General features: G+C 68.6%; 23 protein-coding genes. 15 read left to right on the top strand and 8 right to left on the bottom strand.

Annotated features, from left to right (window positions below; genetic code table 11):
• From ABZW96_RS32965 to ABZW96_RS32935, 7 genes are all read left to right on the top strand, one after another.
• The coding region (locus ABZW96_RS32965; protein WP_355080162.1) for a cytochrome P450 at positions 1 to 450 on the top strand (450 nt) is incomplete at its 5' end.
• Between the two features lie 61 nt (positions 451 to 511).
• Positions 512 to 739 carry a ferredoxin gene (locus ABZW96_RS32960; protein ID WP_355080160.1) on the top strand — a complete coding sequence of 76 codons (228 nt, stop codon included), beginning with the start codon at positions 512 to 514 and terminating at the stop codon, positions 737 to 739.
• Entirely contained in the window at positions 739 to 1,290 is a 552-nt protein-coding gene (locus ABZW96_RS32955) for a nuclear transport factor 2 family protein (protein WP_355080159.1), read from the top strand. Before ABZW96_RS32960 ends, ABZW96_RS32955 begins: the two co-directional genes overlap by 1 nt.
• 5 nt (positions 1,291 to 1,295) lie before the next feature.
• Entirely contained in the window at positions 1,296 to 2,546 is a 1,251-nt protein-coding gene (locus tag ABZW96_RS32950; RefSeq protein WP_355080157.1) for a hypothetical protein, read from the top strand.
• Positions 2,547 to 2,571: 25 nt separating this feature from the next.
• A complete protein-coding gene (locus ABZW96_RS32945; protein WP_355080156.1) occupies positions 2,572 to 4,173 on the top strand; it encodes an acyl-CoA synthetase in 1,602 nt (533 codons plus the stop codon).
• Between the two features lies 1 nt (position 4,174).
• The gene (locus ABZW96_RS32940) at positions 4,175 to 5,296 is read left to right on the top strand and encodes a dihydrodipicolinate reductase (RefSeq protein WP_355080154.1); all 1,122 of its coding nucleotides are present in this window, start codon (positions 4,175 to 4,177) and stop codon (positions 5,294 to 5,296) included.
• Positions 5,297 to 5,326: 30 nt separating this feature from the next.
• A complete protein-coding gene (locus ABZW96_RS32935; protein WP_355080153.1) occupies positions 5,327 to 6,553 on the top strand; it encodes a cytochrome P450 in 1,227 nt (408 codons plus the stop codon).
• A 59-nt stretch (positions 6,554 to 6,612) separates the two neighbouring features.
• Here the strand turns inward: ABZW96_RS32935 and ABZW96_RS32930 are convergent, their stop codons facing one another.
• A complete protein-coding gene (locus tag ABZW96_RS32930; protein WP_355080151.1) occupies positions 6,613 to 7,977 on the bottom strand; it encodes a cytochrome P450 in 1,365 nt (454 codons plus the stop codon).
• A gap of 175 nt (positions 7,978 to 8,152) precedes the next feature.
• Here ABZW96_RS32930 and ABZW96_RS32925 point away from each other — a divergent pair, with 175 nt between their 5' ends.
• Positions 8,153 to 9,352 carry an MCE family protein gene (locus tag ABZW96_RS32925; protein WP_355080149.1) on the top strand — a complete coding sequence of 400 codons (1,200 nt, stop codon included), beginning with the start codon at positions 8,153 to 8,155 and terminating at the stop codon, positions 9,350 to 9,352.
• Here ABZW96_RS32925 and aztA read toward each other — a convergent pair.
• On the bottom strand, positions 9,349 to 10,044 hold the full coding sequence (aztA, locus tag ABZW96_RS32920) for a zinc ABC transporter ATP-binding protein AztA (RefSeq protein WP_355080148.1): 696 nt from the start codon (positions 10,042 to 10,044) through the stop codon (positions 9,349 to 9,351). The two genes, ABZW96_RS32925 and aztA, sit on opposite strands and share 4 nt — an antisense overlap.
• A 56-nt stretch (positions 10,045 to 10,100) precedes the next feature.
• On the opposite strand from aztA, the gene aztB reads away from it, so the two are divergent.
• From aztB to ABZW96_RS32890, 6 genes are all read left to right on the top strand, one after another.
• Entirely contained in the window at positions 10,101 to 12,107 is a 2,007-nt protein-coding gene (gene aztB / locus ABZW96_RS32915) for a zinc ABC transporter permease AztB (protein ID WP_355080146.1), read from the top strand.
• Complete coding sequence (aztC, locus tag ABZW96_RS32910) at positions 12,104 to 13,021, top strand: zinc ABC transporter substrate-binding protein AztC (RefSeq protein ID WP_355080144.1); 918 nt, start codon at positions 12,104 to 12,106, stop codon at positions 13,019 to 13,021. The genes aztB and aztC overlap by 4 nt, the downstream gene beginning before the upstream one ends.
• Positions 13,022 to 13,055: 34 nt before the next feature.
• Positions 13,056 to 14,213 (top strand): zinc metallochaperone AztD, encoded by a 1,158-nt coding sequence (gene aztD, locus ABZW96_RS32905; protein ID WP_355080142.1) that lies wholly within the window; start codon positions 13,056 to 13,058, stop codon positions 14,211 to 14,213.
• 106 nt (positions 14,214 to 14,319) lie between these two features.
• Positions 14,320 to 16,563 carry a hypothetical protein gene (locus ABZW96_RS32900; protein WP_355080140.1) on the top strand — a complete coding sequence of 748 codons (2,244 nt, stop codon included), beginning with the start codon at positions 14,320 to 14,322 and terminating at the stop codon, positions 16,561 to 16,563.
• Positions 16,564 to 16,832: 269 nt separating this feature from the next.
• Positions 16,833 to 17,957 (top strand): amidohydrolase family protein, encoded by a 1,125-nt coding sequence (locus ABZW96_RS32895; RefSeq protein ID WP_355080138.1) that lies wholly within the window; start codon positions 16,833 to 16,835, stop codon positions 17,955 to 17,957.
• Positions 17,958 to 18,117: 160 nt separating this feature from the next.
• The gene (locus ABZW96_RS32890) at positions 18,118 to 19,401 is read left to right on the top strand and encodes a DUF3533 domain-containing protein (protein WP_355080136.1); all 1,284 of its coding nucleotides are present in this window, start codon (positions 18,118 to 18,120) and stop codon (positions 19,399 to 19,401) included.
• Positions 19,402 to 19,428: 27 nt separating this feature from the next.
• On the opposite strand, the gene ABZW96_RS32885 is transcribed toward ABZW96_RS32890, so the two are convergent.
• The 4 genes from ABZW96_RS32885 to fabG are packed head-to-tail and all read right to left on the bottom strand — an operon-like array spanning position 19,429 to position 23,185.
• On the bottom strand, positions 19,429 to 20,703 hold the full coding sequence (locus ABZW96_RS32885) for a sugar ABC transporter substrate-binding protein (RefSeq protein WP_355080134.1): 1,275 nt from the start codon (positions 20,701 to 20,703) through the stop codon (positions 19,429 to 19,431).
• Positions 20,700 to 21,521: a carbohydrate ABC transporter permease gene (locus ABZW96_RS32880; protein ID WP_355080133.1), complete on the bottom strand. Its 822-nt coding sequence runs from the start codon at positions 21,519 to 21,521 to the stop codon at positions 20,700 to 20,702. Before ABZW96_RS32880 ends, ABZW96_RS32885 begins: the two co-directional genes overlap by 4 nt.
• Positions 21,511 to 22,377, bottom strand: coding sequence for a sugar ABC transporter permease (locus ABZW96_RS32875; protein WP_355080131.1), 867 nt, complete (start codon positions 22,375 to 22,377; stop codon positions 21,511 to 21,513). Before ABZW96_RS32875 ends, ABZW96_RS32880 begins: the two co-directional genes overlap by 11 nt.
• A gap of 55 nt (positions 22,378 to 22,432) precedes the next feature.
• Positions 22,433 to 23,185, bottom strand: a complete 753-nt coding sequence (gene fabG / locus ABZW96_RS32870) for a 3-oxoacyl-ACP reductase FabG (protein ID WP_355080129.1) — start codon at positions 23,183 to 23,185, stop codon at positions 22,433 to 22,435.
• A 163-nt stretch (positions 23,186 to 23,348) separates the two neighbouring features.
• Here fabG and ABZW96_RS32865 point away from each other — a divergent pair, with 163 nt between their 5' ends.
• Positions 23,349 to 23,825 (top strand): SRPBCC family protein, encoded by a 477-nt coding sequence (locus tag ABZW96_RS32865; protein ID WP_355080128.1) that lies wholly within the window; start codon positions 23,349 to 23,351, stop codon positions 23,823 to 23,825.
• A gap of 214 nt (positions 23,826 to 24,039) precedes the next feature.
• Here the strand turns inward: ABZW96_RS32865 and ABZW96_RS32860 are convergent, their stop codons facing one another.
• Positions 24,040 to 24,669 carry a DUF305 domain-containing protein gene (locus ABZW96_RS32860; protein ID WP_355080126.1) on the bottom strand — a complete coding sequence of 210 codons (630 nt, stop codon included), beginning with the start codon at positions 24,667 to 24,669 and terminating at the stop codon, positions 24,040 to 24,042.
• Positions 24,666 to 26,237, bottom strand: coding sequence for a hypothetical protein (locus ABZW96_RS32855; protein WP_355080124.1), 1,572 nt, complete (start codon positions 26,235 to 26,237; stop codon positions 24,666 to 24,668). The genes ABZW96_RS32860 and ABZW96_RS32855 overlap by 4 nt, the downstream gene beginning before the upstream one ends.
• Positions 26,238 to 26,279: the final 42 nt, after the last annotated feature.

Here is a 26,279-nt window from a genome sequence, read left to right as displayed (position 1 = left end):
TGGGGTGCGCGTTATCCGGGGCAGTACGCGAAGGTCGTCGCGGATTCGGGTTTGGTGTCGGACTGGGTGGAGGAGACCCTGCGTTATGACACCTCGAGTCAGATGATCGCTCGTACCGCGACCGAGGACCTCGCGTATCACGGTGGGGTGGTTCCGGCGGGGGCGAAGGTGTTGTTGCTGATCGGTTCGGCCAACCGGGATGCGGCGGTGTTCGAGGATGGTGACAGTTTCCGTATCGAGCGTGCCGATCGGTCCGGGCTGGTGAGTTTCGGGGCGGGTGTGCATTTCTGTTTGGGGGCGCACTTGGCGCGTGTGGAAGCGACGGTGGCGCTGACGGAGTTCGCGTCGCGTGTGCGGTCCTATGACGTCCTCGATTCCGGTATCGCGCGGGTTCATTCGTCCAATGTGCGTGGCTTCGCGCACCTACCCATCACCGTGGAGACCCGATGAGCCGTCCATCCGACCGGATCCGTATGCCGGGATCGCCGCGCAGGCCCGTGTGGAGCCGGTCATGAGAATCCGCGCCGATCTCGATCTGTGCCAAGGGCACGCGGTCTGCCAAGCCGAGGCTCCCGAGGTGTTCACGGTGCCCAGACGCGGGCAGGTCGAGATCCTGCACGACGTACCGGACGCCGAACTCCGGCCCGCCGTGGCGGACGCGATCCGTTATTGCCCCACTCGAGCCCTGTCGATCGCCGACGAAGGCGCGACCGACTCCTCTCCGAAAGGTACCGACTGATGCCAGCTTTCGACCGCGCCGAGCTCGACGAGATGATTCAGCGCTGGATCGTGGAGAACCAGCGCTGCGAGGAGAAGGGGGACTGGAAGCCCCTCGCGCAGATGTACACCGAGGACGCCACCTACGGCTGGAACTATGGACCCACCCAGGAATTCATGGCCGTCGGACGCGACGAGATCCGCGAGCTGGCCCTCGGCCAGGAGATGGCCGGCCTGGAGGGCTGGACCTACCCCTACCAGGAATTCGTGGTCGACGACCGCACCGGCACCGTCATCGGGTTCTGGAAGCAGATCAGCGAGGCGACACGTCCGGATGGGCGCAACTACTCGCCCGAGGGCATCGGCGGTAGCTGGTTCCGCTACGGCGGCGACTTCCAATGGTCCTGGCAGCGCGACTTCTTCGACTTCGGCAATGTCTCGGCGCTGTTCGTCGAGATGATCACCGACAAGGCGCTCACCCCGGGGATGCAGAAGCGCATCGAGCGCTCGGTTTCCGGCGCGCCGCTGCCCGGCTGGTATCGCGTCGGCGAATCGCCCGCCTCGCTGTGGTGACCGACATGGCCGGACCTCAGAGCCGTTTCGCCGACCTGGACCGTGACACCCTGGCCGCTCTGCTGCCCGAACTGCTGCTGTGCGGGCACCTCATCGACCGCTCCGGCATGGCGCACTCGATCGCCGCGTTCGGCCGCGAGGGCATGACCGAGGTCGCCATCGAGGAGTGGCAGGTGGCCAGCCCGGTCTACACCCGGCGCATGCAGCGGGCGCTCGGCTTCGCGGGTGACGGCGTGGAGACCATCTTCAAGGGACTGCAACTGGACATCGGCGCTCCACCGCAGTTCATGGACTTCCGTTTCCGAGTCGACGACCACCACCACGGCGAGTTCTGGCTCGACCACTGCGGTGCGCTCGCCGACGTGGAACCGATGGGCGAGGACTTCGTCGTGTCGATGTGCCACGACATCGAGGACCCGACCTTCGACGCGACCGCGCTGGCCACCAATCCGCACGCCCAGGTCCGGCCGATCCACCGCCCGCCCCGCCGTCCGGCCGATCGCAAGCCGGTGTGCGCGTGGACGGTCGTGATCGACCCCGCGCACGTACCGCCGCCGGTGCCTGCCAACGCCGACCTGGTCGCCGGGTCGGTGGCGGCCGGACTGGATCTGGCCGCGATCGACCCCACCGACGAAGGGCGGCCGGACTACTCCGGCCCCTTGCTCAGCGATGTGCGTTTCGCGGATTTCTCCCGCTCCGCGCTGGTTCGGCTCGCCGACGAGGTATGTCTGCAACATCACCTGCTCACCCTGGGTTTCCTGATCGCGGTGCGCGCTCGGGTGGACGCCGGCGCGGCGCTGGAGATCGGACGTAAACAGTTCGCGGGCATCGCCGGGCTCACCAGTGAACGCCTGCGCGATTGTCTCGGTCTCGGTGACGACGCCGCCGCGCTGGCGACGGTGCTGCGGTTGCACCCCGCTCTGAATCCCTTGCCGTACAACGGAATCGAGATCGTGCCCGCCGGCGACACGGTCACGGTGACGTTCCCGGCCGCCAGTGGCGCGCACACCGACGGCACGTGGCCTTCGATGCTCGACCCCGAGCACCTGCAGCCGCTGAACGCCCTGGTCCGCGGCGTGAACCCGCGTTTCTCCGCCGAGGTCCTCACCGCGGGCGAGGACGGCTGGCATGCCGCGATCACGCTCGGCGACACACCGTTCCGGGAGGCGACGGAGGTCGCGCTGACCCGGTTCAGCACCGGCGCGGCCTTCACCTTCACCGACCGGGGGATACCCCTTCCGCTCACCGTCGTCTGACCGCACCACGCAGAGATGGAACGACATGGCCAACAACTTCGCCGACCTCTTCGAGCACTCCGTGGACGCCATGCCCGAGCGGGTGGCTCTCATCCAGTCCGGCCGTCGCGTGACCTACCGCGAACTCGACATCCGCGCCAATCGGCTCGCGCACCATCTGGCGAGCATCGGCGTGGGCGCGGGAACGCACGTGGGTTTCCAGATGCACAACAGCATCGAGACGATGGAGACGCTGATCGCGTGCTTCAAGCTCGCCGCCGTCCCGATCAACATCAATTACCGGTACGGCGTCGCCGAACTGGCCTACGTCTACGAGAACGCGGATCTCGAAGTGCTCGTGTACCACTCCTGTTACGGCGCCGCCGTCCGGGAGGCCGGGGAGCGAACGCCCGGTTTGCGGCACATGATTCGCGTCGCCGACGAATTCTCGCCGGACATCGACGATGTAGCGACGTCGTACGAGTCGGCCGTCGCCGCCGGAGCGACGGACCGCCCGGTGGTCGAACGCAGCGCCGACGACCTGTTCATGATGTACACCGGCGGGACGACCGGCATGCCGAAAGGAGTCATGTGGCGGCAGGAGGACATGTGGCGCGTCCTCGGCGGAGGCATCGACTTCTACACCGGTGAACCGGTCGCCGACGAGTTCCAGCAGTCCCGCACCGGCGCCCGGATCGATCCGAGTGCCTGGCTGGTGCTGCCGCCGCTGATCCACGCCGCCGCCATGATGCCCACCTTCACCGCGCTGTGGTCGGGCAACACCGTGATCTTCGAGTCCCGCTTCGACGCCGGACGCGTCTGGCGGACCGTCGCCGAGCAACGCCCGCAGGTCATGGTGATCACCGGCGACGCCATGGCCAGGCCGCTGATCGAGGCGTATCGGAGCGAACCGGTGGACGCCTCGTCGCTGCTGGCCATCGCCTCCGGCGCCGCGCTGCTGTCGCAACCGGTGAAGAACACGCTGCTGGAGATGTTCTCGTGGGCGGTGGTCTCGGACTCCATCGGATCATCGGAGACCGGATTCGGCGGTATCGGGTTCGCCCAGAAGGACGACGATCCGGCGCGCGGCCCCCGCGTGCGGACCGGCCGCGGTGCGGTGGTCGTGGACGACGACGGCCGCCCCGTCGCGCCCGGTTCGGAAGGCTGGCTGGCCAAGACCGGCAACGTGCCGATCGGTTACTACAAGGACCCCGACAAGACCGAGAAGCTGTTCAAGTCCGTCGACGGCGTGCGCATGGTCGTCACCGACGACCGGGCCCGCGCCGAGACCGACGGGTCGATCACGCTGATCGGCCGCGGCAACATGGTGATCAACACCGGCGGCGAGAAGGTGTTCGTCGAAGAGGTCGAAAGCGTGGTGAAGACCCACGCCGCGATCTTCGACGCGGTGGTGATCGGCGTGCCGCACGAGCGCTGGGGGCATCAGGTCGCCGCGGTGGTGTCGCTGTCCGGGCCGGTCGAATTCACCGAGCTGCACGCGCACGCGCGCAAATTCCTGGCCGGATACAAAGTGCCCAAACAGGTCTGGGTCGCCGACACCATCGTGCGCGCTCCGAGCGGCAAACCCGACTACCGGTGGGCCAAACAGTACGTGGCCGGGCGAGGGCCCGACCACAAGGCGGACTGACATGATCCGGGTGATCCAATGGGCGACCGGCGGGGTCGGGCGGGCCGCCATCGAGGGCATTCTCGACCATCCCGAGCTGGAACTGGCCGGAGCCTGGGTGCACAGCGCGGACAAGGACGGCATGGACCTGGGCGAGCTGGTCGGCCGCCCGCCGGTCGGGGTGCGCGCGACCACCGATGCCGACCGCTTGCTCGCCACGCAGGCCGACTGCGTGCTCTACAGCCCGTTCATGGCCGACGCCGCGACGGTGCGCGCGATCCTGCGGTCCGGCAAGAACGTCGTCACACCGCTGGGCTGGTTCCATCCGCGCCGCGCGGAGCGGGAACGGTACGACGAGCTGTGCCGAGCCGCCGGAGTCACGCTGCACGGGACCGGAATACATCCCGGCGGCATCACCGAGAAGATCCCGCTGGTGGTGTCGGCGCTCTCGGGGGCGATCACCGCGGTGCGCGCCGAAGAGTTCTCCGATATCCGCACCTATGGCGCGCCCGAAGTGGTCCGGGACTGGATGCTGTTCGGCGCCACGCCGGAGCAGGCCGCGACCAGCGTCATGGCGAACGTGCTCGCGGGCGGCTACAGCCAGTCGGTGTGGATGATCGCCGAAGCGCTGGGCATCGCGCTCGACGAGCGGTTGCTTGTGACGCACGACATGGCGGTGGCCACCGCGCCGATCGATTCGCCCATCGGCCCGATCGCGCCCGGGCGCGTCGCCGCGCAGCGCTTCCGCTGGGAAGGGACCGTTCGCGGTATTCCGGTGATCACGGCCGCGGTGAACTGGTTCATGGGCACCGAGAACCTCGACCCGCCCTGGACCTTCGGACCCGTGGGAGAGCGATACGAGGTCGAGATCGTCGGCGATCCCGGCGCGACGGTGACCTTCACCGGTATGCACGCGCACAGCGCCGCCGCGGGTCTGGTGCGCAACCCCGGCATCGTCGCCACGGCCATGCACTGCGTGAACTCGATCCCCTACGTCGTCGCCGCCGAGCCGGGTGTGCGCACGTATCTCGAATTGCCGCTGGTCGCTGGTCGCGCCGCCGCATGGCTGCGCGATGGTGACGCGGCCTGCGCGTCGGCCGCCGAGGCCGATCCCGACGCCGCGCGGCGCACTTCGCCGCGCTGACCGGCTCGCAGTTTCATCTAGGAGGTAGCAATGGCAGCTCCGGCATTTCCGGTCGGATTCGATTTCACCGACCCGGCGCTGTGGGAGAACCGAAGTCCGGTAGAGGAATTCGCTCAGCTACGCCGGACCGCCCCGGTGTGGTGGAACGCGCAATCCGACGAGACGTCCGGTGGTTTCCACGACGGCGGCTACTGGGTGGTCAGCAAGCTCGCCGACATCAAGGAGATCTCCAAGCATCCGGAGCTGTTCTCCTCGGAGCGGAAAGGGGCCATCATCCGCCTGCCCGGCGACATCACGCCGGAACAGATGGCGCTCACCGGCGCTCTGCTGGTGAACATGGACCCGCCCAAGCACTCCAAGATCCGGCGGATCATATCCAAGGGCTTCACGCCGCGGGCGGTGGAGAACCTGCGCGCCGCGCTCGCCGAGCGCGCCGAGCGGATCGTGCACGAGGCCAGGAAGTCCGGCGGCGGCGACTTCGTCGAGCAGGTCGCCTGTGAACTGCCGTTGCAGGCCATCGCCGAGCTGATCGGCGTGCCGCAGGAGGATCGGAAGAAGATCTTCGACTGGTCGAACCAGATGCTCAACTACGACGACCCCGAGTACGGCGATCCCGCGATGGCCTCGGCCGAAATCCTCGGTTACGCCTGGAATATGGCCGAGCAGCGCCGTGCCTGCCCGGTGGGCGACATCGTGAGCGAGCTGGTGCACGCCGACGTCGACGGCGAGGCGCTCGGCTCCGACGAGTTCGGTTTCTTCGTCATCCTGCTCGCCGTGGCGGGCAACGAGACCACCCGCAATGCCATCACGCACGGGATGAAGGCGTTCGTCGATCACCCGGAACAGTGGGAGACCTACCGGCAGCAGCGTCCACGTACCGCGCCCGACGAGATCGTGCGATGGGCCACTCCGGTGACCGCCTTCCAGCGCACCGCGACGCAGGACCTGGAACTCGGCGGGCAGCGGATCCGGCAGGGTCAGCGGCTCGGATTGTTCTACAGCTCGGCGAATTTCGACGATGAGGGCTTCGAGAATCCGTTCACGTTCGATGTCCTGCGCAATCCGAATCCGCACGTGGGTTTCGGCGGCACCGGCACGCACTACTGCGTCGGCGCGAACCTGGCCCGGCTGGAGATCGACCTGATGTTCAACGCCATCGCCGACGCGATGCCCGGCCTGCGGCAGGTGTCCGATCCGGTGCGGCTGCGGTCCGGGTGGATCAACGGCATCAAGAGCTGGCGGGTGCGCTACGAGTAGCTGCCGGACGCGGGCTCCCCGTCACGCGACGGGGAGCTCTCGCGTGCCCGGCCACGTCGTCAGCTGTCGTCGTCCTCGCGGCGCCTGCGGTAACGGACGGTGCAGGGCTGCGCGAGCTGCACGACCATCTTGGAGTGGTCGTTGCGGTAGCTGTCCGACGGCTGGACCATCTCGAACTCCCAGTCCCGCAACAGCAGCGAGAAGATCGCCTTCAGCTGCATCAACGCGAACGCCGCGCCGACGCAGCGGTGGCGGCCCGCGCCGAACGGAATCCAGGTCCAGCGATTGACGAGGTCGGCTTGGTTGGGATCGATATAACGTCCGGGATCGAAAGCGTCCGGGTCCGGGAAGTCCTCCGGGATCCGGTTCGAGATCGCGGGAGTGGCGGCGACGTGATCGCCGGGCTCGATCCGATGACCGCAGACGTCGAATTCGCCGCGCGCCACCCGCATCAGGATGATCAGCGGTGGATGCAGGCGCAGCGTCTCCTTGAGCACGGATTCCAGCATCGGGATCTGGCGCAGCGCGCCGAAACTGATGTCCGAGCCGTCGGCGTAGAGCTCGTCGAGTTCGGTGACGACTCGGTCGAGCATTTCGGGGTGGCGCAGCAGTTCGATGATCGTCCAGGCCGCCGTGCCGGAGGTGGTGTGATGGCCCGCGAACATCATGGAGATGAAGATGCCGGTGATCTCGCTGGCGCTGAAGCGCGGTTCGCCGTTGTCGCCCGGGATCGAGATGAGCACGTCGAGCATGTCCCGGTCGTCCTTGCCGGTCGGCGGGTCGGCGGCCCTGCGGTCCATGATCCCCTGGACCAGTTCGACCAGCTCGGCCCGCGCCTGATCGCGACGGCGGAAACTCTCGATCGGGGCGTAGGGGTCGACGTAGGCCAGCGCGTCGGTGCCGCGTTCCAGGTCGTGGTAGAGGTGCGCGAAGCGGTCGTCGAGGTCGTTGCGGAACTTCACGCCGATCAGGCAGGCCGAGGAGGTGTAGATGGTCAGCTCGGCGAAGAAGTCGAGCAGGTCGATCTCGCCCTCGTCACCCCAGCGCGCCAGCATCCGCTGCACCTCACGGGCGATGGTGGCGGCGTGCCCGCGCATGTGTTCGGCGCGCAGCGCCTGGTTGTGCAGCATCTCCTTGCGGCGTTCCGGGCTGGCGTCGAAGACGACGCCCTCGCCGAAGATCGGCTTCATGAAGGGGTAGGCGGCGGCCTGGTCGAGGTCGTCGTCGCCGGAGCGGAAGAAGAACTCGTTGGCCTCCGCGCCCGACAGCAGGATGACCTGGCGCTCGGCCAGGTCGAACGAGCCGACGTCGCCGCACTCCGCGCGGACCCGGCGCATCAGCCCGATCGGGTCGACGCGGAACTCCTCCAGATGACCGTGCTCGTGGTCGCCTCCGGATACCCGACGTGGTTTCACCAGAGTCATTGGAAATCCTTCCCCAGATAAGTGTCCAAGTTTTATGATGGACACGTGTCTGGACAGTACTACGGTTAGCGAGCGTCCGGCAAGCCGCGGACCGCGACCGTAGTCGGATGCCAGGGCCGCGGGTGTGCCGCCGTCCGTGCACGGGCCCGTGACGAGAAGTGATCGGTGGTTTCGAATGAGTTTCGGCAGCCAAACCGTGCTGGTGACGTGGCGGTTACTGCGGTTGAAAGTCGCCGGAGCGGCGTTGCTCCTGCTCATCGTCGCGGTGGTCGCGGTCGCCGCGTCGATGTACGCCGGACGTTTCCGCTCGACGGTGGCCGTCACCGTCGAGACGCCCCGCTCCGGTCTGGTGCTCGACAGCGATGCCAAGGTGCGGATGCGCGGCGTGGAACTCGGCAAGGTGAGCGCCGTCGAGTTCCGCGGCGACCGGGCGCGTCTGCGCCTCGAGCTGGATGCCGAACTGCTGCGGCTGGTGCCCGCCAACGCGACGGTGGACATCCGCTCGACCACCGTATTCGGGGCCAAGTACGTGAATTTCGTGGTGCCGAGCGCTCCTTCGCCGACACCGCTGCGCCCCGGCTCGACGATCCGCGCCGAATCCGTCACCGTCGAATACAACACACTGTTCCAGCGTCTGAGTGATGTGCTGGCGAAAGTCGAACCGGGCGAATTGAACGCCACCCTCGCCGCCTTGGACACGGCGTTGCAGGGGCGTGGCGACCGGCTGGGCGATCTGCTCGCTCGTTCGGACGACTACCTGCGGCAGATCAACCCGAGCCTGCCCGCGCTGCGGCGGGACCTGTCCGCTGCGGGCCAGGTCACCGGGCTCTACGCCGATACCGCCCCCGACCTGCTGCGCACGGCCGCCGACGCCACCACGATCAGCGGGACGCTCGCCCAGGGTGCGGAAGACCTGGACGCCGTGCTGCTCAACCTCGTCGGGTTGGCCGACACCACCCGGACGGCGCTGACCGAGAACGAGCAAGGACTCACCGCTGTGCTCGCGACCCTGCGGCCGACCAGCTCACTGCTCGATACCTACTCGCCCGTGGTGTATTGCGTAGTCGTCGGCATCGCGAAAGCCCTTCCCGCGGCCGAGGCCATCATCGGCGGATACAAACCCGGAGCCATCTTCAACGCCAGCTTCATGTACGGCGCGCAGCCCTACAAATATCCCGACGATCTGCCGAAGGTGAACGCGACCGGCGGGCCGCGCTGTGCCGGGATCCTCGACCGGGTGCCGGATAGCCACGCCGACTACGTGGTCACCGACACCAACGAAGGCGCGCCCTTCACGCCGTCCATGGCGGTCGTACTCAACGCTCCCAAAGTCTTTCAGATCCTTTTCGCCGGTATGCCCGGAGTGCCACGCTAGTCGACGGCGGCCGCTTCCGGTTCGGTGGTGGGTCCGCGCAGGACGGTGCGCGGATCGCCGTTGCCGGTGACCCGGCCGTCCTGTAGTAGCAGGCAGTGGTCGGCGCGCAGGGCATCCTCGTGCCGGTGCGTGGCGTGCACGACCGTCACGCCCTGCGCTCCGACGTGGCCGATGGCGTCGGAGATCTCCCGCCGCGCCGCCGAGTCCAGACCGGTGGTCGGTTCGTCGAGCAGCAGCAGATCCGACTCCTGGGCGAGTGCCTGTGCGAGCATCGCCCGTTGGCGCTGGCCTCCGGAGAGACTGTCGAGTCGGCGATCGGCCAGGTCGGCGATGGCCATCCGGTCGAGGCACGCGCGCACGATGGCCCGATCCGCCCGGGTGAGGCGCCGCCATGCGCCGCGGTGCGCCCAACGCCCCATGGTGACCGTTTCGCGGACGGTGATCGGCAAGGTTGCCGGAACGCCGCTGTGCTGCACGACGAACGCCGGTCGCCGCAGATGTCGTCGGCGCACGGTTCCCGCGCTGGGTGTGATGACGCCCGCCAGGACGCCGAGCAGGGTGGATTTGCCCGACCCGTTGGGTCCGACGAGTGCGGTCACCCGGCCGTCCGGGATGGTGGCGGTGAACTCGCGCAGGACCGGATGCCCCCGGTAACCGGCCGTCACCTCGGCGATATCGACAGCTGGCGGCATGTAACTCCCAACCACTCATTGAAATGAAAACCGTTATCATTGTAGAGTGCTGCGTTATGGAGTGGTTGGCCCCGTTCGAGGTTTCGTTCGTGCAGCGGGCGTTGTGGGGCGGATTGCTCGTGTCGTGTCTGTGCGCTCTGGCGGGGACGTGGGTGGTGTTGCGCGGCATGGCTTTTCTCAGCGACGCGATGGCGCACGGCATGCTGCCAGGCGTCGCGATCGCCGCGCTGCTCGGCGGAAACCTGTTGCTGGGCGCGGCATTCAGCGCCGCGGCGATGGCCGTCGGCGTCTCGGTGCTCGGCCGTGGGACGCGATTCGCCGCCGACACCGGGATCGGGCTGCTGTTCGTCGGGATGCTGTCGGCGGGCGTGATCATCGTGTCGCGTTCGCCCTCGTTCGCGGTCGACCTGACCGGCTTTCTCTTCGGTGACGTACTCGCCGTCGGAGAACGTGACCTGTGGTACCTGGTCGCGGCCACGGTTCTCGCGGCGGTGATCTCGGTGCTGGGCTACCGGGCATTCGTCGCGCTGACCTTCGACCCGCGCAAGGCGCACACCCTCGGATTACGGCCTCGCCTGGCGAACGTGGCGCTGATCGCTCTGCTGACCCTGGCGATAGTCGCGTCGTTCCACATCGTCGGCACATTGTTGGTCTTCGGTCTGCTCATCGCGCCGCCCGCGGCGGCCGTCTACTGGGTGCATCGCATCCCGGCGATCATGCTCGCCGCCGCCGCGCTCGGGGCGGTGGCCACCTTCGCCGGGCTGCTGATCTCGTGGCACGCGCACACCGCCGCCGGGGCGACCATCGCGGCGACGGCCGTCGCGCTGTTCTTCGTCTCGGCGCTGTCGTCCTGGGTGCGTGATCGGATCCGGTCCTCGCGCGGGACGCCGAAACCACTGGCCGTGCTCCTGGTACTCGCCACGATGACGCCCTTGATCGGTTGCGGGACAGGCGATTCCACCGGCCCTCCGGAGACGCCGCCGCACGGTTATGTGGCGGGCGCGCAGGAGGCCGACGAGGCGCAGCCGCGTCTGGTCGTGGTCGACAGCGGGACCGGCGCGGTGCGGGTGGTCGACCTCGTCACCGCGGACGTCATCGATCTCGGCCGAGCGGAAGGCGTCGGCCGCGTGACCGCCGATGGGCGCTACGCCTTCTTGTCCGCCCGCGACGGGGTGCGGATCGTGGACGCGGGCGCATGGACGGTCGATCACGGCGATCATGTGCACTACTACCGGGCACCCGTCCGCGATCTGGGCGCCCTCGCCGGTGGCCCGGTGTCGGCCGCGTATGCCGACAGTGCGGTGACCGCACTGGTTTCCGACGCGGGTGGCACAGCGCTGCTGGATCGGTCCGCGCTGGGCGCGGGGTCGCGACAAGAGCGCGGCGCGATCGCCGACGGAGCCGCCGTGCCATACGCCGAGCACCTGCTGGTGGCCGTGCCCGCCCGGGACCGGATCGAGGTTCGTGCCCGAGACGGAGCGCCCGCCTCGGTCCTCGCCCAAGAGTGTCCGCGTCCGCATGGCTCGGCGGTGACCAGGCGTGGTGTCGTCTTCGGTTGCGCCGACGGCGCGTTGGTGGTGACGGCCCGGAACGCGGTGTTCAGCGGCGAGAAGATTCCCTATCCGCACAGCACCTCCGACGGCGACCGCGCGACCGCGTTCTTCCACCGCGCCGGCAGCGCGACGCTGGTGGCGAAGGCGGGCCTGCGCGGGGTGTGGGTGCTCGACGTCCGGCGCAAGTCCTGGACCGCGGTGGACACCGGTCCGGTGGTCGCGGCGAACACCGCGGGCGAGGGCGCGCCACTGCTGGTCCTCACCGCGGACGGCCTGTTGCACAGTTACGACGCCGTGTCCGGACGGGAGACCGCCGCGGCCCGACCGTTCACCGCGCCGGTACTCGACGGCGCGCCCGCGCCGCTGATCCTCGTCGACGAGCACCGCGCCTACCTCAACGATCCCGCGGCGCGAGCGATCCACGAGATCGACTACGCCGACAACTTGCGTGCCGCACGAATCTTCGGCCTCGACATCGTGCCCACGGCGATGGTGGAGACCGGCCGATGAGACGTGCCGCTCACTGGTGCGCGCTGTTCGCCGTCGCCCTGCTCGCGCTCACCGCATGCTCGAATGCCGACGCCGATCGCGACGGAGTCGTCGTCACCACCAACATCCTCGGCGATCTCACCCGCGCCATCGCGGGGGACGCGGTCGAGGTCACCGTGCTCATGCCGGCGAACGCGGACCCGCACTTCTTCGCCCTCTCCGCCCAGCAGGCGGCCCGGCTCGAACGCGCGAGCCTGATCGTCTACAACGGTCTCGGCCTCGAGGAGAGTGTGCTGCGCAACGTCGAGGCGGCCGCGAGATCCGGAGTGGCAGGGGTATCCGTCGGCGCGGCAATCGATCCGATCGACTACTCCACGGACGACGCGGACGGCAGGCCAGATCCCCACTTCTGGACCGACCCGCGCCGGGTGCGCAAGGCGGTGGAAGTCATCCGGGACCGGATCATCGAGCAGGTCGACGGCGACGACGCCGCGACCGTGCGGATCGAAGCCGACCGCTACCTCGACGAACTCGACCGGCTCGACCGCTGGATGACCGAGCGGTTCGCGACCATCCCCGCCGAGCGGCGGAAGCTGGTCACCAACCACCACGTCTTCGGTTACCTGGCACAGCGATTCGGCTTCGAAGTGGTCGGCGCCGTGATACCGGGCGGGACCACGCTCGCCGCACCGAGCCCGTCGGATCTCTCCGCCCTCGCCGGAGCAATCCGGGCCGCCGGGGTGGGCGCGATCTTCGCCGACTCCTCGCAGCCGGACCGTCTGGCCAGTGTGCTCGCCGAGCAAGCCGGTGTGCACGTGCAGGTGATCTCGCTGTATTCGGAGTCGCTCACCGAGCCCGGCGGCGGCGCGGGCACCTACCTGGAAATGATGCGGGCCAACACCGAATCGATCGTCCGCGGCCTCGCCACCGCTTAGTACCCGAACACCAGAACGAAAGACGGAGTAGCTCATGCCCGTTCGGTCTCGAATCACCACATCGTCCGCCCTGATCGGTCTGCTGGCCTCGGTGCTCGCCGGCTGCGGGGCCGACACTTCCGCCGAACGCGACACCCCGCGGATCACCGATCCCGTCGCGATCACCTACGACGGCGGAATCCACGTGCTGGACGGAACCACTCTCGAAATCGCGGGCACGGTCGAGCTCGACGGCTTCAACCGGCTCAACCCCGCGGGCGACGACCGTCATTTGATCGTCTCGACGAAAGACGGCTTCCGCGTCTTCGATGCCGCCACAGCCGGATTCACCGGCATCGAGTTCCCCGGCACGCATCCCGGCCACGTGGTCCGGCATGCCGGACGGACGGTGCTGTTCAGCGACGGCACCGGTGAAGTCGTCGCGTTCGACTCGGCCGATCTCGCAGACGGCGCGCCGCAGACCGCCACTTACCGCGCGGCCGCCCCGCACCACGGCGTCGCGATCGAACTCGCCAACGGCGAACTCGTCGTCACGCTCGGCACGGAGGAGAAGCGAACCGGGATCGTGGTGCTCGACAAGAACCGCACCGAGAAGGCGCGCAGCGAGGACTGCCCCGGCGTGCACGGTGAGGCGACCGCCGCGGGCGAGGCCGTGGTCCTCGGCTGTGAGAACGGCGTGCTCGTCTACCGCAACGGGGCGATCACCAAGGTGGCAGGCCCGACCGAGTACGGCCGGATCGGCAACCAGGCGGGCAGCGAGACCTCGCCCGTCGTCCTCGGCGACTACAAGCAGGACAAGGATGCCGAACTCGAACGCCCGCAGCGTGTCTCGTTGATCGACACGGTCACCGGCACGCTGCGGCTGGTCGATCTGGGCACCAGCTACACCTTCCGCTCGCTGGCCCGTGGCCCGCACGGCGAAGCCCTGGTCCTCGGCACCGACGGCCGCATCCACGTGATCGATCCCGTCGCGGGCGCTGTCGTGCGCACGATCCCCGTGACAGGTTCCTGGCAGGAACCGCTGGAATGGCAGAAGCCGCGACCGGCGCTGTTCGTCCGCGGCGACGTCGCCTACGTCTCGGAACCCGCCGCGAAGCAGGTCCACCGCGTCGACCTCGCCACCGGAGCGAAGACCGCGAGCGTCACGCTGCCGAGCACACCGAATGAAGTGAGCGGTGTGGTCGGGCACTGACGCCGGATTCTCCTCGATGGGGACGGAGGAAGATGGCCGCGCCGGACCACGCCCCCGGCCATCCGACGCCGCACTCTGCTGACCGCGGCGGCGCTCCGCGGATCTCGTGTCAGCGCCCACCGTCGCACCGGCCTTCCCGCCGGAGGTGATCGATGGGCCGCCTCTGCGCATACCCGCGCGGGACTATCTGCTGTTGCGGGGCCCGCTCGGCCAGGTAGGGCAGGGGGGAGCCGCGGACCTGCTCCCGGGCTGGTCGCGGACGATCAACAGCCCGAATCTCATCTGGCCCGCCGACGGGGCGTGGTTCGTTGCGACCGAGACCGACCTGCCCTGGACCGGCATCGCGGGCAGCGCCGCGCTGATCGAGGCCCTGCGGGACGACGCGGAACTGGACGTCGAAGAGACCGTGCGTCGGGCGATCGGCCCTGCTGGCGGGAGGGCACATGAACGCTCCGTAGCCGTCGAGGCGCGATCCCCGGCGCGACCGCCGCTACGGTGGGTTGGCATGGACACTGCTGCGCTCGCCGTGCCGGAGTCGGCGCGCGTTCCTCCGGTGTCGGCGCTGGGCCGCGTCCGGAGGATCGCGAAGGCACAACCGGTGGTCGTCGTGGCCGGATGCCTGGTCGTGGTGCAGCTGGCCGTCCGCTGGTGGGTGGCCGACAGCGGCTTCTTCTATTGGGACGATTTCATCCTGGTCGGCCGGGCGGCCCGCTACGGGCTGTGGTCCACCGATCTGCTGCTGTACGACCACGACGGGCACTTCATGCCGTTGGCCTTCGTCACGGCCTGGGCGGTGAACGCGGTCGCGCCGCTGGTCTGGGCGGGACCGGTGACGGTGCTGCTGCTCATGCAGCTGGGTGCGTCGGTAGCCGTGGTGCGCATGCTGCTGCTCATCGTGGGCCCCCGGTGGCCGCTTCTGATTCCGCTGGTCTTCTATCTGTTCTGCCCCCTGACGATCCCGGCTTTCGCATGGTGGGCCGCCGCTCTCAACGCACTGCCGCTGCAATTCGCCCTCGCCTGGGTGATCGGGGACGCGGTGTCGCTGGTGCGGAGCGGTCGCCGCCGATACGCGCTGTCCGGCGTCGCGGTGCTCGTGGTGGCGTTGCTGTTCTTCGAGAAGTCGGCGGTCGTGCCGTTCGTCGCGTTCGCCGTGACTGCGCTGGTCCGCCATGTCGACGGCGGCGAGTCCCCGATTCGTGTGGTGGCGCGGCGGGGCGCGGCGCTGTGGATCGGATCGTCCGCGGTCCTGGGCTTCTGGACCATCGCCTATCTCGCGGTGGTCGCAGGGCCGGGACTGCCCGACGACTGGGACGAGTTGCGCGACCTGCTGCCCGGCGCGGCCTCCCTGGGGATCGTGCCCGCGCTGTCCGGCGGTCCGTGGGTGTGGGAGCGGTGGCTGCCGTCGACGCCGTGGGCGGATCCCCCCGGCTGGGCGGTGGTAGCGGCCTGGCTGGCGCTGGGCGCGGTGGTGGCGCTGTCGATGCGCACCCGGCAGCGGATCGGGGCGGTGTGGCTGACGGCCGCCGTCTACGTCGTGATCGCTCAGCTGGCCGTCGCGTTGGCTCGTGGCGGACCGAACACCGCGGGGGAGTTGATGCAGTCGCTGCGCTACTTCGCCGACTCGGCGGTGATCGCGGCGGCCGCGGGCGCGCTCATGGTGCGGGCTCGCCCCCGGCCGTCCCGGAATCCGCGGCGCATCGGGCTTCCCGTCCGGCAGCTGACGGTCGCGGTGACAGCGGTGTTCGTCGCGAGCAGTCTCTGGTCCACCTGGACATTCGTGCGATCGTGGCGGGTCGGTCCGTCCGAAACGTATGTCACCAACGTGAAATCGGCACTGCGCGCGTGGGACGGCGCGCCCCTGCTCGAGCAGGAGGTGCCGTGGAACGTGTTGAATCCGATGGCCTATCCGCAGAATCTGACCAGCAGCGTGCTGGCGTCCGTGGCCGCCCCCGGCACGTTCGCGGTGGCGACACCGCACTTGCGGATGATCACCGACGACGGTGCGATCGTCGACGCGGCGGTCTGGTGGAACCGGGCCATCCTCCCCGGACCGGAGCCCGGCTGTGGCTACCGCGTCGACGGAACAAGGCCGGTGTTCCCGCGTCTCGACGGCCCCCTGCTCGCGAACAAGTGGACCGCGCAAATCAATTACGTGGCCAGTCGTGATGGCCGGATCAGCGTCGCCCTGGAACACGGTGAAGCGGAGTCGGCGCCGGTCCGGAAGGGACTGAACACCGTGTTCGTCCGCCTCGTCGGCAGCGGCTCGGCACTGCGAATCTCCGCCGAGACACCGGGGCTAGACCTGTGCCTCGGCGTCGGCCCGGTCGGCGTCGCGTCGTACGACAACTGAGCTCCGACCGGATCGCGGAGACCTCCGCCATTCGATCTACTTCAGCGGCTCCGGAGCCGATCATCTCCGCTGAGGGCGGTCTTCCGAGGCGGTTCGTCTCCGCGCATGCGCGCGTCGACAGGTGATTCTCTCCACGATACTGACTAATTCGTCATTTACTCTTGACGACAATTTCATCGTAGCTGATGATTTCATCGAATGCCGTCCGGTGGTGCTGAGAAGCACCGGTGGACCGGTCCGTTTCCCCGTCCGGACGAGTGAGGACTCTCATGACCGATTCCCGATTCCGCAGGAAGACGAGCAGGCGCCGCGCCTTGGGCGGCGTCGTCGCCGGGACGCTCGGCGTGGCCGCGACAGCGGCGATCGCTCGAGCGAACCCGGCGCGCACCGGGCAACCTGCGCCGTCGGGCACCTACCGGATCGACCTGCACGCCCACTTCCTGCCACCGGACTACCGTGCGGCGCTGCTCGACCACGGTCACGTCACCATCGGCGGATACCCGACGCCGGATTGGTCCCCGGAACAGGCGCTGGCGTTCATGGACTACTACGGGATCCAGGCGCAGGCGCTGTCGGTGTCCGACCCCGGCGTGTCGTTCCTGCGTGGCAAGGAGGCGAACGACCTGGCCCGCTACTGCAACACGTATGCCGCAAGGCTGTTGCAAACGCATCCGAAGCGATTCGGCGCCTTCGCGGTGCTGCCGATGCCCGACGTCGCCGCCTCCGTCGCGGAAGCCGTCTACGCGCTGGATGAACTGCACCTCGACGGTGTGGTGTTGCTGTCCGCCTACGACGGCGTCTACCTCGGTGATCCGCGTTTCGAGCCGTTGCTGATCGCGCTGAACCAACGCAGCGCCTATGTCTTCGTGCATCCGGCCGCCATCCCCGCCGAGGCCAAACCGAAGCTGCCGCTGCCGGACTTCCTCGAAGAATTCACCTTCGACACCACGCGCGCGGCGACCTTGATGATGGCCACCGGCACGACGCAGCGCTACCCGAACATCCGTTTCCAGCTCGCGCACGCGGGCGGGACACTTCCGTTCCTGTCCCACCGCGTCAGCGTCGCGTCGCAAACGGTGCTCGGCGAACTGTGGCCCGACGATCTGCCCAGGCCGTCGGTGCTCGACACGCAACGCCAGATCGCGAACTTCTACTACGACACCGCGCTCAGCGGATCGGCCGCGGCGATGGCGAGCGTGCTCGCCGTCGGGAAGCGCGAGCACGTCGTCTTCGGTTCCGACTGGCCCTTCAGCGCGCTCACCCTGCCGCAGACCGGCACGCACGATCCGGCCCCCGGACTCAGCGACATCTTCGACGCGGACCAGCGGATGGAGGTCGAGCGGATCAATCCGCTGCGGCAACTGCCCCGCTTGGCCGCGGCGATCGACGCGTGAGCGCCTGCCACTCGCGATCGACGACGCGCAGGGTTTCCCGGCGAAACTCCGGACCACGATTTCGGGATGTCCGCGCGCACGGGTGAAGATAACCAGCAGTTCGCCGAATATGTCCGCGCCGCCGAGCAGTCTTTTGTCCGCCGCGAGAGGAGCCGGTTCCATGGCAGCGAAACCCACGCGGATCCGTACCTGGATCCGACCCCTTGTCGTCGTCACGCTGCTCATGGCGTTGCTATCGGTGATGTATCTCGGGTACGTCGTCAACCCCGAAAAGAATCTGCACGACTTGCCGCTCGCCGTCGTGAACCAGGATGCGGGCGACACACTCGCCGGGAAACCGGCCAACGTGGGCAACCAGATCACCGCGGCGCTCACCGCGAACATCCCGGCCGACAAGGTCGACCTGCGCGTCATCGGCATCACCGAAGCGCAGTTGCTGATGCGCGACGGCAAGATCTACGGTGCGATCGTCATCCCGAGTGATTTCACCAAGCGGCTCGCGATCCTCGGCGCTTCCGGTGTGGTATCCGGAAAGGTCGACCGGCCGGTGATCACCGTGCAGACCAATCCGCGCACCGGCACCTACGCCACACAGATCACGCTGCGTATCGCCGAACAGGCACTGGGCGCGGTCAACACCACGGTCGGACAGCAGCTCACCGCCGCTGTGGACGAACAACTGCGGTCCTCCGGCGGACCCGCGCCGCAGTTGGCCGGAGCCAGCCAGTTGCTGCTGGCCGAGCCGATCGACGTGGTGATCGCGCCGTATCGTCCACTGCCCGAAGGCACCGGCGGCGGGTTGTCGGCCTTCTTCTACACGCTGCTGATCCTGCTGGCCGGATTCACCGGCGCCATGATCATCCACACCATGGTGGACGCTTCGCTCGGATTCACGCCGACCGAGTACGGGCCGTGGTATGTGCACTATCCGCCCACTCCGATCTCCCGGCTGCGCACATTGCTGCTGAAATGGGGCGTGCTCGCCGTCGCCGCGCCGATCGTGTCCGGTGTGTTCCTCGGCGTCGGGACGGCTTTGGACATGCCCATCGACAAAGCCTTGCTGCTGTTCCTCTATTCCACGTTCGCCATCCTCGCCGTGGGCGTCACCGCGCTGTCGATACTCGCCGCCTTCGGCGCCGCGGGCATGCTCGTCAACCTGATCCTGTTCATCGTGCTGGGGTTGCCCTCGGCAGGCGGAACCGTGCCCATCGAGGCGACGCCTACGTACTTCGCCTGGCTGTCCACATTCGAGCCGATGCATCAGGTCTTCCTCGGCGTCCGCGCGATCCTGTACTTCGAGGCCAGAGCCGCGGCGGGCCTGGAACGCGGTGTCTGGATGGCGCTACTCGGCCTGGTCATCGGCTTGTGCTCCGGTGCTGCGGTGACGGCGTTCTACGACCGGAAAGGATTGACGCGCACCGCGAATCGCGGCACCACATCCTAGGGCGGCCGGATCTTCTCCGGCGCTCGCTCAGTTCTGCGCGACGGCGGCCTCGGCCGCGGCCTGGGCGCGCGACAACGCTTCCGGCACCGGAATCCGGCCGAGATACATTTCGGCGAAAATCGGGTCGAGGGCGCGGAGCGCGGCCGAGAAACCCGGTCCGCCACCAGAGGAGATGCGCGGGCCGCGGAGTACGTCGAAGAAGGGGGAGACCTCCACGCCCTTGCCTGCCCAGTAGTCGCGATAGCGCTGCTGTTCGGACACGACTGCCGGGATGGCGCCGCCGCCCTCGGCCAGGTGGCGGTTGCCCGCGCCGCTGCCGAGCCAGGCCAGCACCCGGCGCACCGCGTCGGGATGCCGGGTGGCCGCGTTACCCGCGACGCCGATCGCGTTGTTCGTGCTCACCCGTCCCGCCGGGCCCGCGGGCAGCAGCGCGACGCCCCACTCGAAGCGGGCCTGTTCGGAGATTTGCGCGAGATTGAATGTCCCGGACTGCAGCAGCGCCAATTTGCTCTGTAAGAAAGCGTTCTTCGCGAAGTCGGGATTGGTGTTGGTGTCCGCGGGCGATGGCGCGAGTCCGTCGGCGATCAACCGCACCAGATAGTCGAACGCCGCCACGCCCTGCGGGCTGTCGAAGACGAAATTGTCGTGGTCGTCTTGGAAGCGCGCTCCGTTCGAGCCCAGATAGGGTAGTTCGATGGACTGGAAGTCGTGACCCGCGTTGTACGCCCACGGCGTGACCGCCGCCAGTCTGCGCAGCAGTGGGCGCAGGGTGTCGTCGCCGCCGGGACTCCACCGCATCGCGGTCAGCTCGGCGGGATCGATGTGCGCGGCCGCGAGCAGGTCGCGGTTGTAGTACACCGCGGTTCCGGCATCGACGAATTGCGGTACAGCCCAAAGCTTCCCGTTGCGCGTGTACTGCGCGACCGCCGAGGGGTCCCAGGCACTCGCGGCCTCGGGACCGAGCGTCGCCCCGATGTCGAGCAACCGCCCGGCATCGGCGTAGTCCTCGTACAGATTGGTCCAGAACAGATCGTCGGCGGTGCCACCGGCCACGTCCAAGCGGAGTTTCTGCCGATACGACGACCACGGCACCACCGTGATCCGTACTGCGAGGTCCGGATTCGCCCGCTCGAACTCCGCGAGCGACGCCTGGTAGGCGGGTACCAGACTCTCGTCCCAGATCCGCAACCCCACCACGGTGCGGCCGGACCCGTCGCCGTCACGGCCGAGCCACAGGGCCGCCGCGACCAGCAGTGCCGCGGCGAGTGCGAGGGCGAGCACCACGCGGGTCGATGTCCTCATTTCACCCCCGTCCACGCGATCGAGCGCAGCACCTGCCGCTGGCAGATCACGAACAGCACCACCAGCGGCGCGATGGCCAGCGTCGTGGCCGCCATCACCAGGGTCCACTGCGCGTTGTAGCGGGTCTGCAGATTCGCCGTCGCCACCGTCAGCACCTGCCACGAGCGGCCGCTGCTCGCGACCAGCGGCCACATGAAATTGTTCCACTGCGAGACGATCGTGATGAGCGTCAAGGTCGCCAGCACCGGCCTGCTCATCGGCACCATGACGTGCACGATGATGTCGAGGGTGTTCGCGCCGTCGAGCCGCGCCGCGCCGATCAGCTCCTGCGGAATCGCCCGAAAGTACTGACGCAGCAAAAAGACCGCGTACGGCGATCCGAACACGAACGGCAGCACCAGCGCCCAGAAGGTGTTCAGCAGGTCCAGGCGCGCGAACATCAGGTACAGCGGGATGAGAGTCACCATCGGCGGCACCATCATGGTGCCCAGATACACCCAGAAGAGCGCGTCGCGTCCCGGGAAATCGGTGCGGGCGAACGCGTATGCCGCCAGCACCGAAGTGATCAATTGGCCGCCGGTGATGAACACCGTCATCAACGCGGTCACCAGCACCGCACGACCGAAGCCGTAGTCCAGTACGGTCCGGAAATTGTCGGCGGTGACCGGATGCGGCAGGGCCAGCGGCGACCCGGTCGCGAACTGGCCGGGTGTCTTCACGGCGGTGAGCGCGCTGAGCAGCAGGGGCGCCACGGTCAGCAACGCTCCGGCCGAGAGGATCGCGTAGGCGGCCGCCGAACGTAGGCGATCAGAGCTCATAAGTGGTCCGATCCCGGAAGTAGCGGTGCTGCGCCACGGTGATCGCGAACATGACCGCGAACACCACGAGCGCCATGACGGCGGCGCGGCCGGGCCGTGCGGCGTCGAACGCCTCGGTGAAGATCCGCATCGCGAGCACATCGGTGCGGTCGCCCGGTCCGCCCTTGGTCAACGCGTACACGGTGTCGAAGGTCTGGAAGGCGGTCAGTACGCCGGTGACCAATACGAAGAACATGGTGGGCCGCAGTAGCGGCAGGATCAGCCAGCGGATCCGGCGCCAGCCGGTGGCCCCGTCCAGCGCACCGGCGTCGAGGATCTCGTCCGGGATCGCGCGGATTCCGGCCACGAAGAACAGCGCCACGTAACCGAAGTTCGCCCACACGCTCACCGCGGCCACCGACGGCAGCGCCAGCGCCGGATCCGAGAGCCATTCGACGCGCAGGCCGAGCGCGGCGTTGACGGCGCCACCGGTGGGAGCGAACATCCACTGCCACACCACACCCACCGCCACCGGCGCGCACATCCACGGCAGCGCGTACATGACCCGGAGACTCGTCGCGCCGCGCCGCCGGGCCAGCAATGCCGCGACCGCGAAACCCAGCACCGTCTGAGCGGGCACCACGATCGCGGTCAACACCAGCGTCACCAGCAGGGCGTGGCCGAACGCGGCGTCTCCCAGCACCGACCGCCAGTTGCGCAGTCCGACGAACTCCATCGGTCCCAACAGGTTCCAGCTGTGCAGACTGAGCCAGGCCACCACCAGTATCGGCAGCACCAGGAACGCGCCGACACCGATCAGGCTCGGCAGCAAGAGAACATAGCTCGTCATGCCGCGACGAGCCCCACGCCGATTCATGTGCTGCGACGTTACCGCCCCCGCCCGCCCCGGCACGGCGGGCGGGGGCGGGTCGTCAGTTGGTCGGGCCGCCCGCCACGTAGATCACCTGGCCGGAAACGAAACCGGCGCCCTCGCTCACCAGGAACGAGGCGGTGTGCGCGATGTCCTCGGGCGTGCCGACGCGCTGCACGGGAATCTGCGTGGCGGCGGCCTTCTGGAAGTCCTCGAAGGAGACGCCGACGCGCGCGGCGGTGGCGGCGGTCATGTCGGTGACGATGAACCCGGGAGCGATGGCGTTGGCCGTGACGCCGAACTTGCCCAGCTCGAACGCCAAGGTCTTGGTGAAGCCCTGCAAACCGGCCTTCGCCGCCGAATAGTTCACCTGGCCGCGATTGCCGAGCGCCGAAGTGCTGGACATGTTGACGACCCGTCCCCACTTCTGCTCGACCATGTGCTTCTGCACCGCGCGGGTGAGCAGGAAGGCGCCGCGCAGGTGTACGTTCAGCACCGCGTCCCAGTCGTCGACGCTCATCTTGAACAGCAGGTTGTCGCGCAGGATGCCCGCGTTGTTCACGACGACGGTCGGCGCCCCCAGCTCGTTCTCCAGCTGCGCGACGGCGGCGGCGACCGACTCCTCGTTCGACACGTCGGCGCCGAGCGCGACGGCTCGGCCGCCCGCCTCGGTGATCGCGCCGACCGTGTCGGCGCAGGCGGCCGCGTCGAGGTCGAGCACGCCGACCCGAAGCCCGTCCGCCGCCAAGCGCTTGGCGATCGCCGCGCCGATTCCTCGTGCGGCGCCGGACACTACTGCAACTCGCTCGCCCATGAGCGCGTCCCTTCGTCGATCGGATGTCGGATCGAATCAGTCTTACCGCACCGGTCCGCCGTGGCCGGGAGGCGGATCGGTCGCCGGATCGGCGCCGGGGAATTAACACCGACCTCGAGCGGAAGGCTTGCCCGGCTCTCGACCCGGATGCTTCGATCGGCACGTGACCGAGCAGAACGAGGTTCCCCGTATCGTCAGCGCCAGCCGTGAGATCAACGCGAATCCCGCGGAGATCTTCGAGCTCATCGCCGATCCCGCCGAGCAGCCGCGCTGGGACGGCAACGACAACCTGGCCGAGGCCGCGGCGGGGCAGCGGGTGCGAGAAGCCGGAGCGGTGTTCAGCACCACCCTGACCAACGGGGCTGTGCGCGACAACCACGTGGTGGAGTTCACCGAGGGCAGCCGCATCGCGTGGCATCCGTCGGAACCGGGCAAGCAGCCGCCCGGCCACCTCTGGCGCTGGGAACTGGAGCCGGTGGGTGAGGGCCGCACCCTGGTCACCCACACCTACGACTGGACGTCGCTCACCGACGAGAAGCGTCAGGTCCGGGCGCGCGCGACCACCGCGGACAAGCTGTCGGCCTCCCTCGACCGGCTCGCCGAACTGGCCGAGCAGCAAGCGGTTTCGTCGCAGCGGTAGTCGGCGTCGTCGTCCGGTCGCCGAATGTCGTGGCCTCGGAACACCCACGCAGGGCCACCGCGATGCGGCCCGGCCCAGTCGCGCCGGAGCCGTATCGAGTGTGGTGCCTCAACGGTGGTGAGAGCACGCACGATGCGGTGGTTCAGGGCTGAGACACGGCCGGACCGGTGACCCGGCGACACAGGCCGCCGTCGCGGTAGTCGCCGGGCGCATCTCAGCGTGGTGCCTGCTCTCGGGACAGCAGCAAGCCGATGAGGCCGACTTCCTGTCCCTGGGTGCTGATCATGTCGCGGGCGATCTGTTCGACCATGCCGCCGTTCAGCCGGCGATCCGCCGCCTGCGCCATCTGGATGCCGCCATAGTGGTGGCGCTGCATCAGGCGCAGGAAACCGGTCGCAGCCTCGGCGCCGCGCGCGGCGCCGAGCGCGTCGAGTTCGTCCTGGCTCGCCATGCCGGGCATCGTCGCGTGCCCGGCGGTCGCGTGGTGCTCGTGGTCGGCCTCCGCGTGCATCCACGCCATCGGGTGCGGATTGGTCACCGCGAGCCGGGCCATGCGCAGCCAGCCGAGCATCATGCCGATCTCGGTGCGCTGGGTGTCGGCGATCTGTTGTGCCAGCGCGCGCACCGCCGGGTCGGCCCCGCCGTCTAGTCGCTGGACCAGGAGCAGCGCCTGATTGTGGTGCGCGATCATGTCCTGGACGAAACCGGTTTCGGTGCTGTCCAGCAGCGGTGCGGCGGTGCTGTCCGCGCCGACCGCCAACGGCCGCAGCGCAGCGCCCGCCACCAGCAGCAGCACCGCGAAGGCGGCGAGCGTGGCCGCCCCGAGCCACCGGCGGCGGATCATGATCCCGTGGTCGAACGCTGGTCGGCAGGCGGCGTGTACACGTTCCGGTCCACTTCCAGCGCCAAGAAGCCGTTGTCGGCGCAGGTGGTCCAGAGTTGGTTGCCCCGCCATTCCGGCGGCGAGAAGCACCAGTCCGTGGAGAGATCACCGAAGGCGAGCATGCCGCTTCGTTCGCTCGTCGCCTGCGTGAGGTCGAACTGGCCTTGCAGCACCGCCTGCACCACCGCGGGACCGGCCAGCACCGGAGGGCCGATGATCGACGCGAGCGCGTGCGGTGAATTCCAGAGCTCGGTGTTGCGGCCGGTGCGCGCGGGCGGGTTGTAGTAGGCGATCTCCCGGACGGCCGACGGATCCCGTACATCGAACACACGGATGCCCGAGGAGGTCCAGCTGCACGCCAGCGCCGTGGGATCGGCCGCCCGGTCCGCGGCGCAGTAATGCGTGTCGTAGGCGAACAGCGAGCCGCCCGCGGCGGAAGCCATTGCGGTGTCCTGATTCTCCGGCAGGTTGATCTCGAGTTTGATGGTCTCGACGATGCGCGGCCGGGTGGGCTCGGCGACATCGATGATCTTGACGCCGCCGGATCCGGCCTCGTTGGTGGCGAACACGTACGGCCTGCCGCCATAGGTCACGGGGATGTTGTGCTGGCTGGCCCAGCCGTCGGTCCAGGTGAGGTGCGACAGTTCGCGCACCTGCGGGCCGGGATCGCGGCGCTGCACCGCGCCGACGTCCAGAATCATCAGCCCGCCCATGTTGTTCGCCAGGTACATGAGGTTGCCGTCGGGGCTGAACCCGAATCCGTGCATGGACAGACCGGGCAGACCCTGCCACACCACGTGGGGAGCGGCGGGGTCGGTGAGGTCGACGGCACTGACCAGGCCGGGTGCGACGCCGGAACTCCAGTAGGTGTTGCCGTCGGGGGAGAACCCGCCCTCATGGGCCGTGATCGGCAACGGCATCGCCAGGTCGGTTCCCGGGCCGGGGTTGAGCAGGCGTGGATGCGCGCAATCGGTGAGGTCGTAGACCGACAGCAGGCCCGCACCGGTCAAAGCGGGCACCCCGGTGCCGACGAGCAGTTTTCTCGTCTCGTTGACCTTCAGGCTCTCCCAGGTGCCTGCCAGCATGGCCGGTTCGGTGAGCGTGGCGGTGCGGACGGGGTTCGTGGGATCGGCGACGTCCACCACCTGGACGCCCTCTTCGGGCCCGAGCAGGTCGCCCGGGAAGAACGTGCCGATGTAGGCGCAGTGGTCGAAGGTCACCGAGTTGATGCCGCCGCCGCGGCCGCCATAGGCGCCGAGCCGGGTGACGTTGCAGCTGTAGCCCTGGCCGCTGCGGCCGCTGTCACGGTCGGCGGCGGGAACATCGCCTTGCAAACCTGTTTCGGGGGCCGAACCTGGATTGCAGACGGCGCGTGCGGCCGCGGTCGCGGCTATGGCGCCGACCTCGCGAACCTGCCCGGAGGGATCGGAATCGGTTTGGGCGGCGACGATGCCGAATGGCAGGAGAATCGCTGCGGCGCCGACGGTCACGAAGAAGCGCCGGCCCCAGCTGGTGATGGACGAAGTCATGGACGTACCGGCCCTCGGCGGTGAGGGCGCCTTTCCCGTGTG

Origin of the sequence: Nocardia sp. NPDC004168 (genome assembly GCF_040610355.1) — a bacterium.
In the GTDB taxonomy this organism is placed as follows: Bacteria; Actinomycetota; Actinomycetes; order Mycobacteriales; family Mycobacteriaceae; genus Nocardia; species Nocardia sichangensis.
The sequence above is the reverse complement of the archived record's forward strand: the minus strand, read 5'-3'. Positions and strand labels throughout refer to the sequence as shown.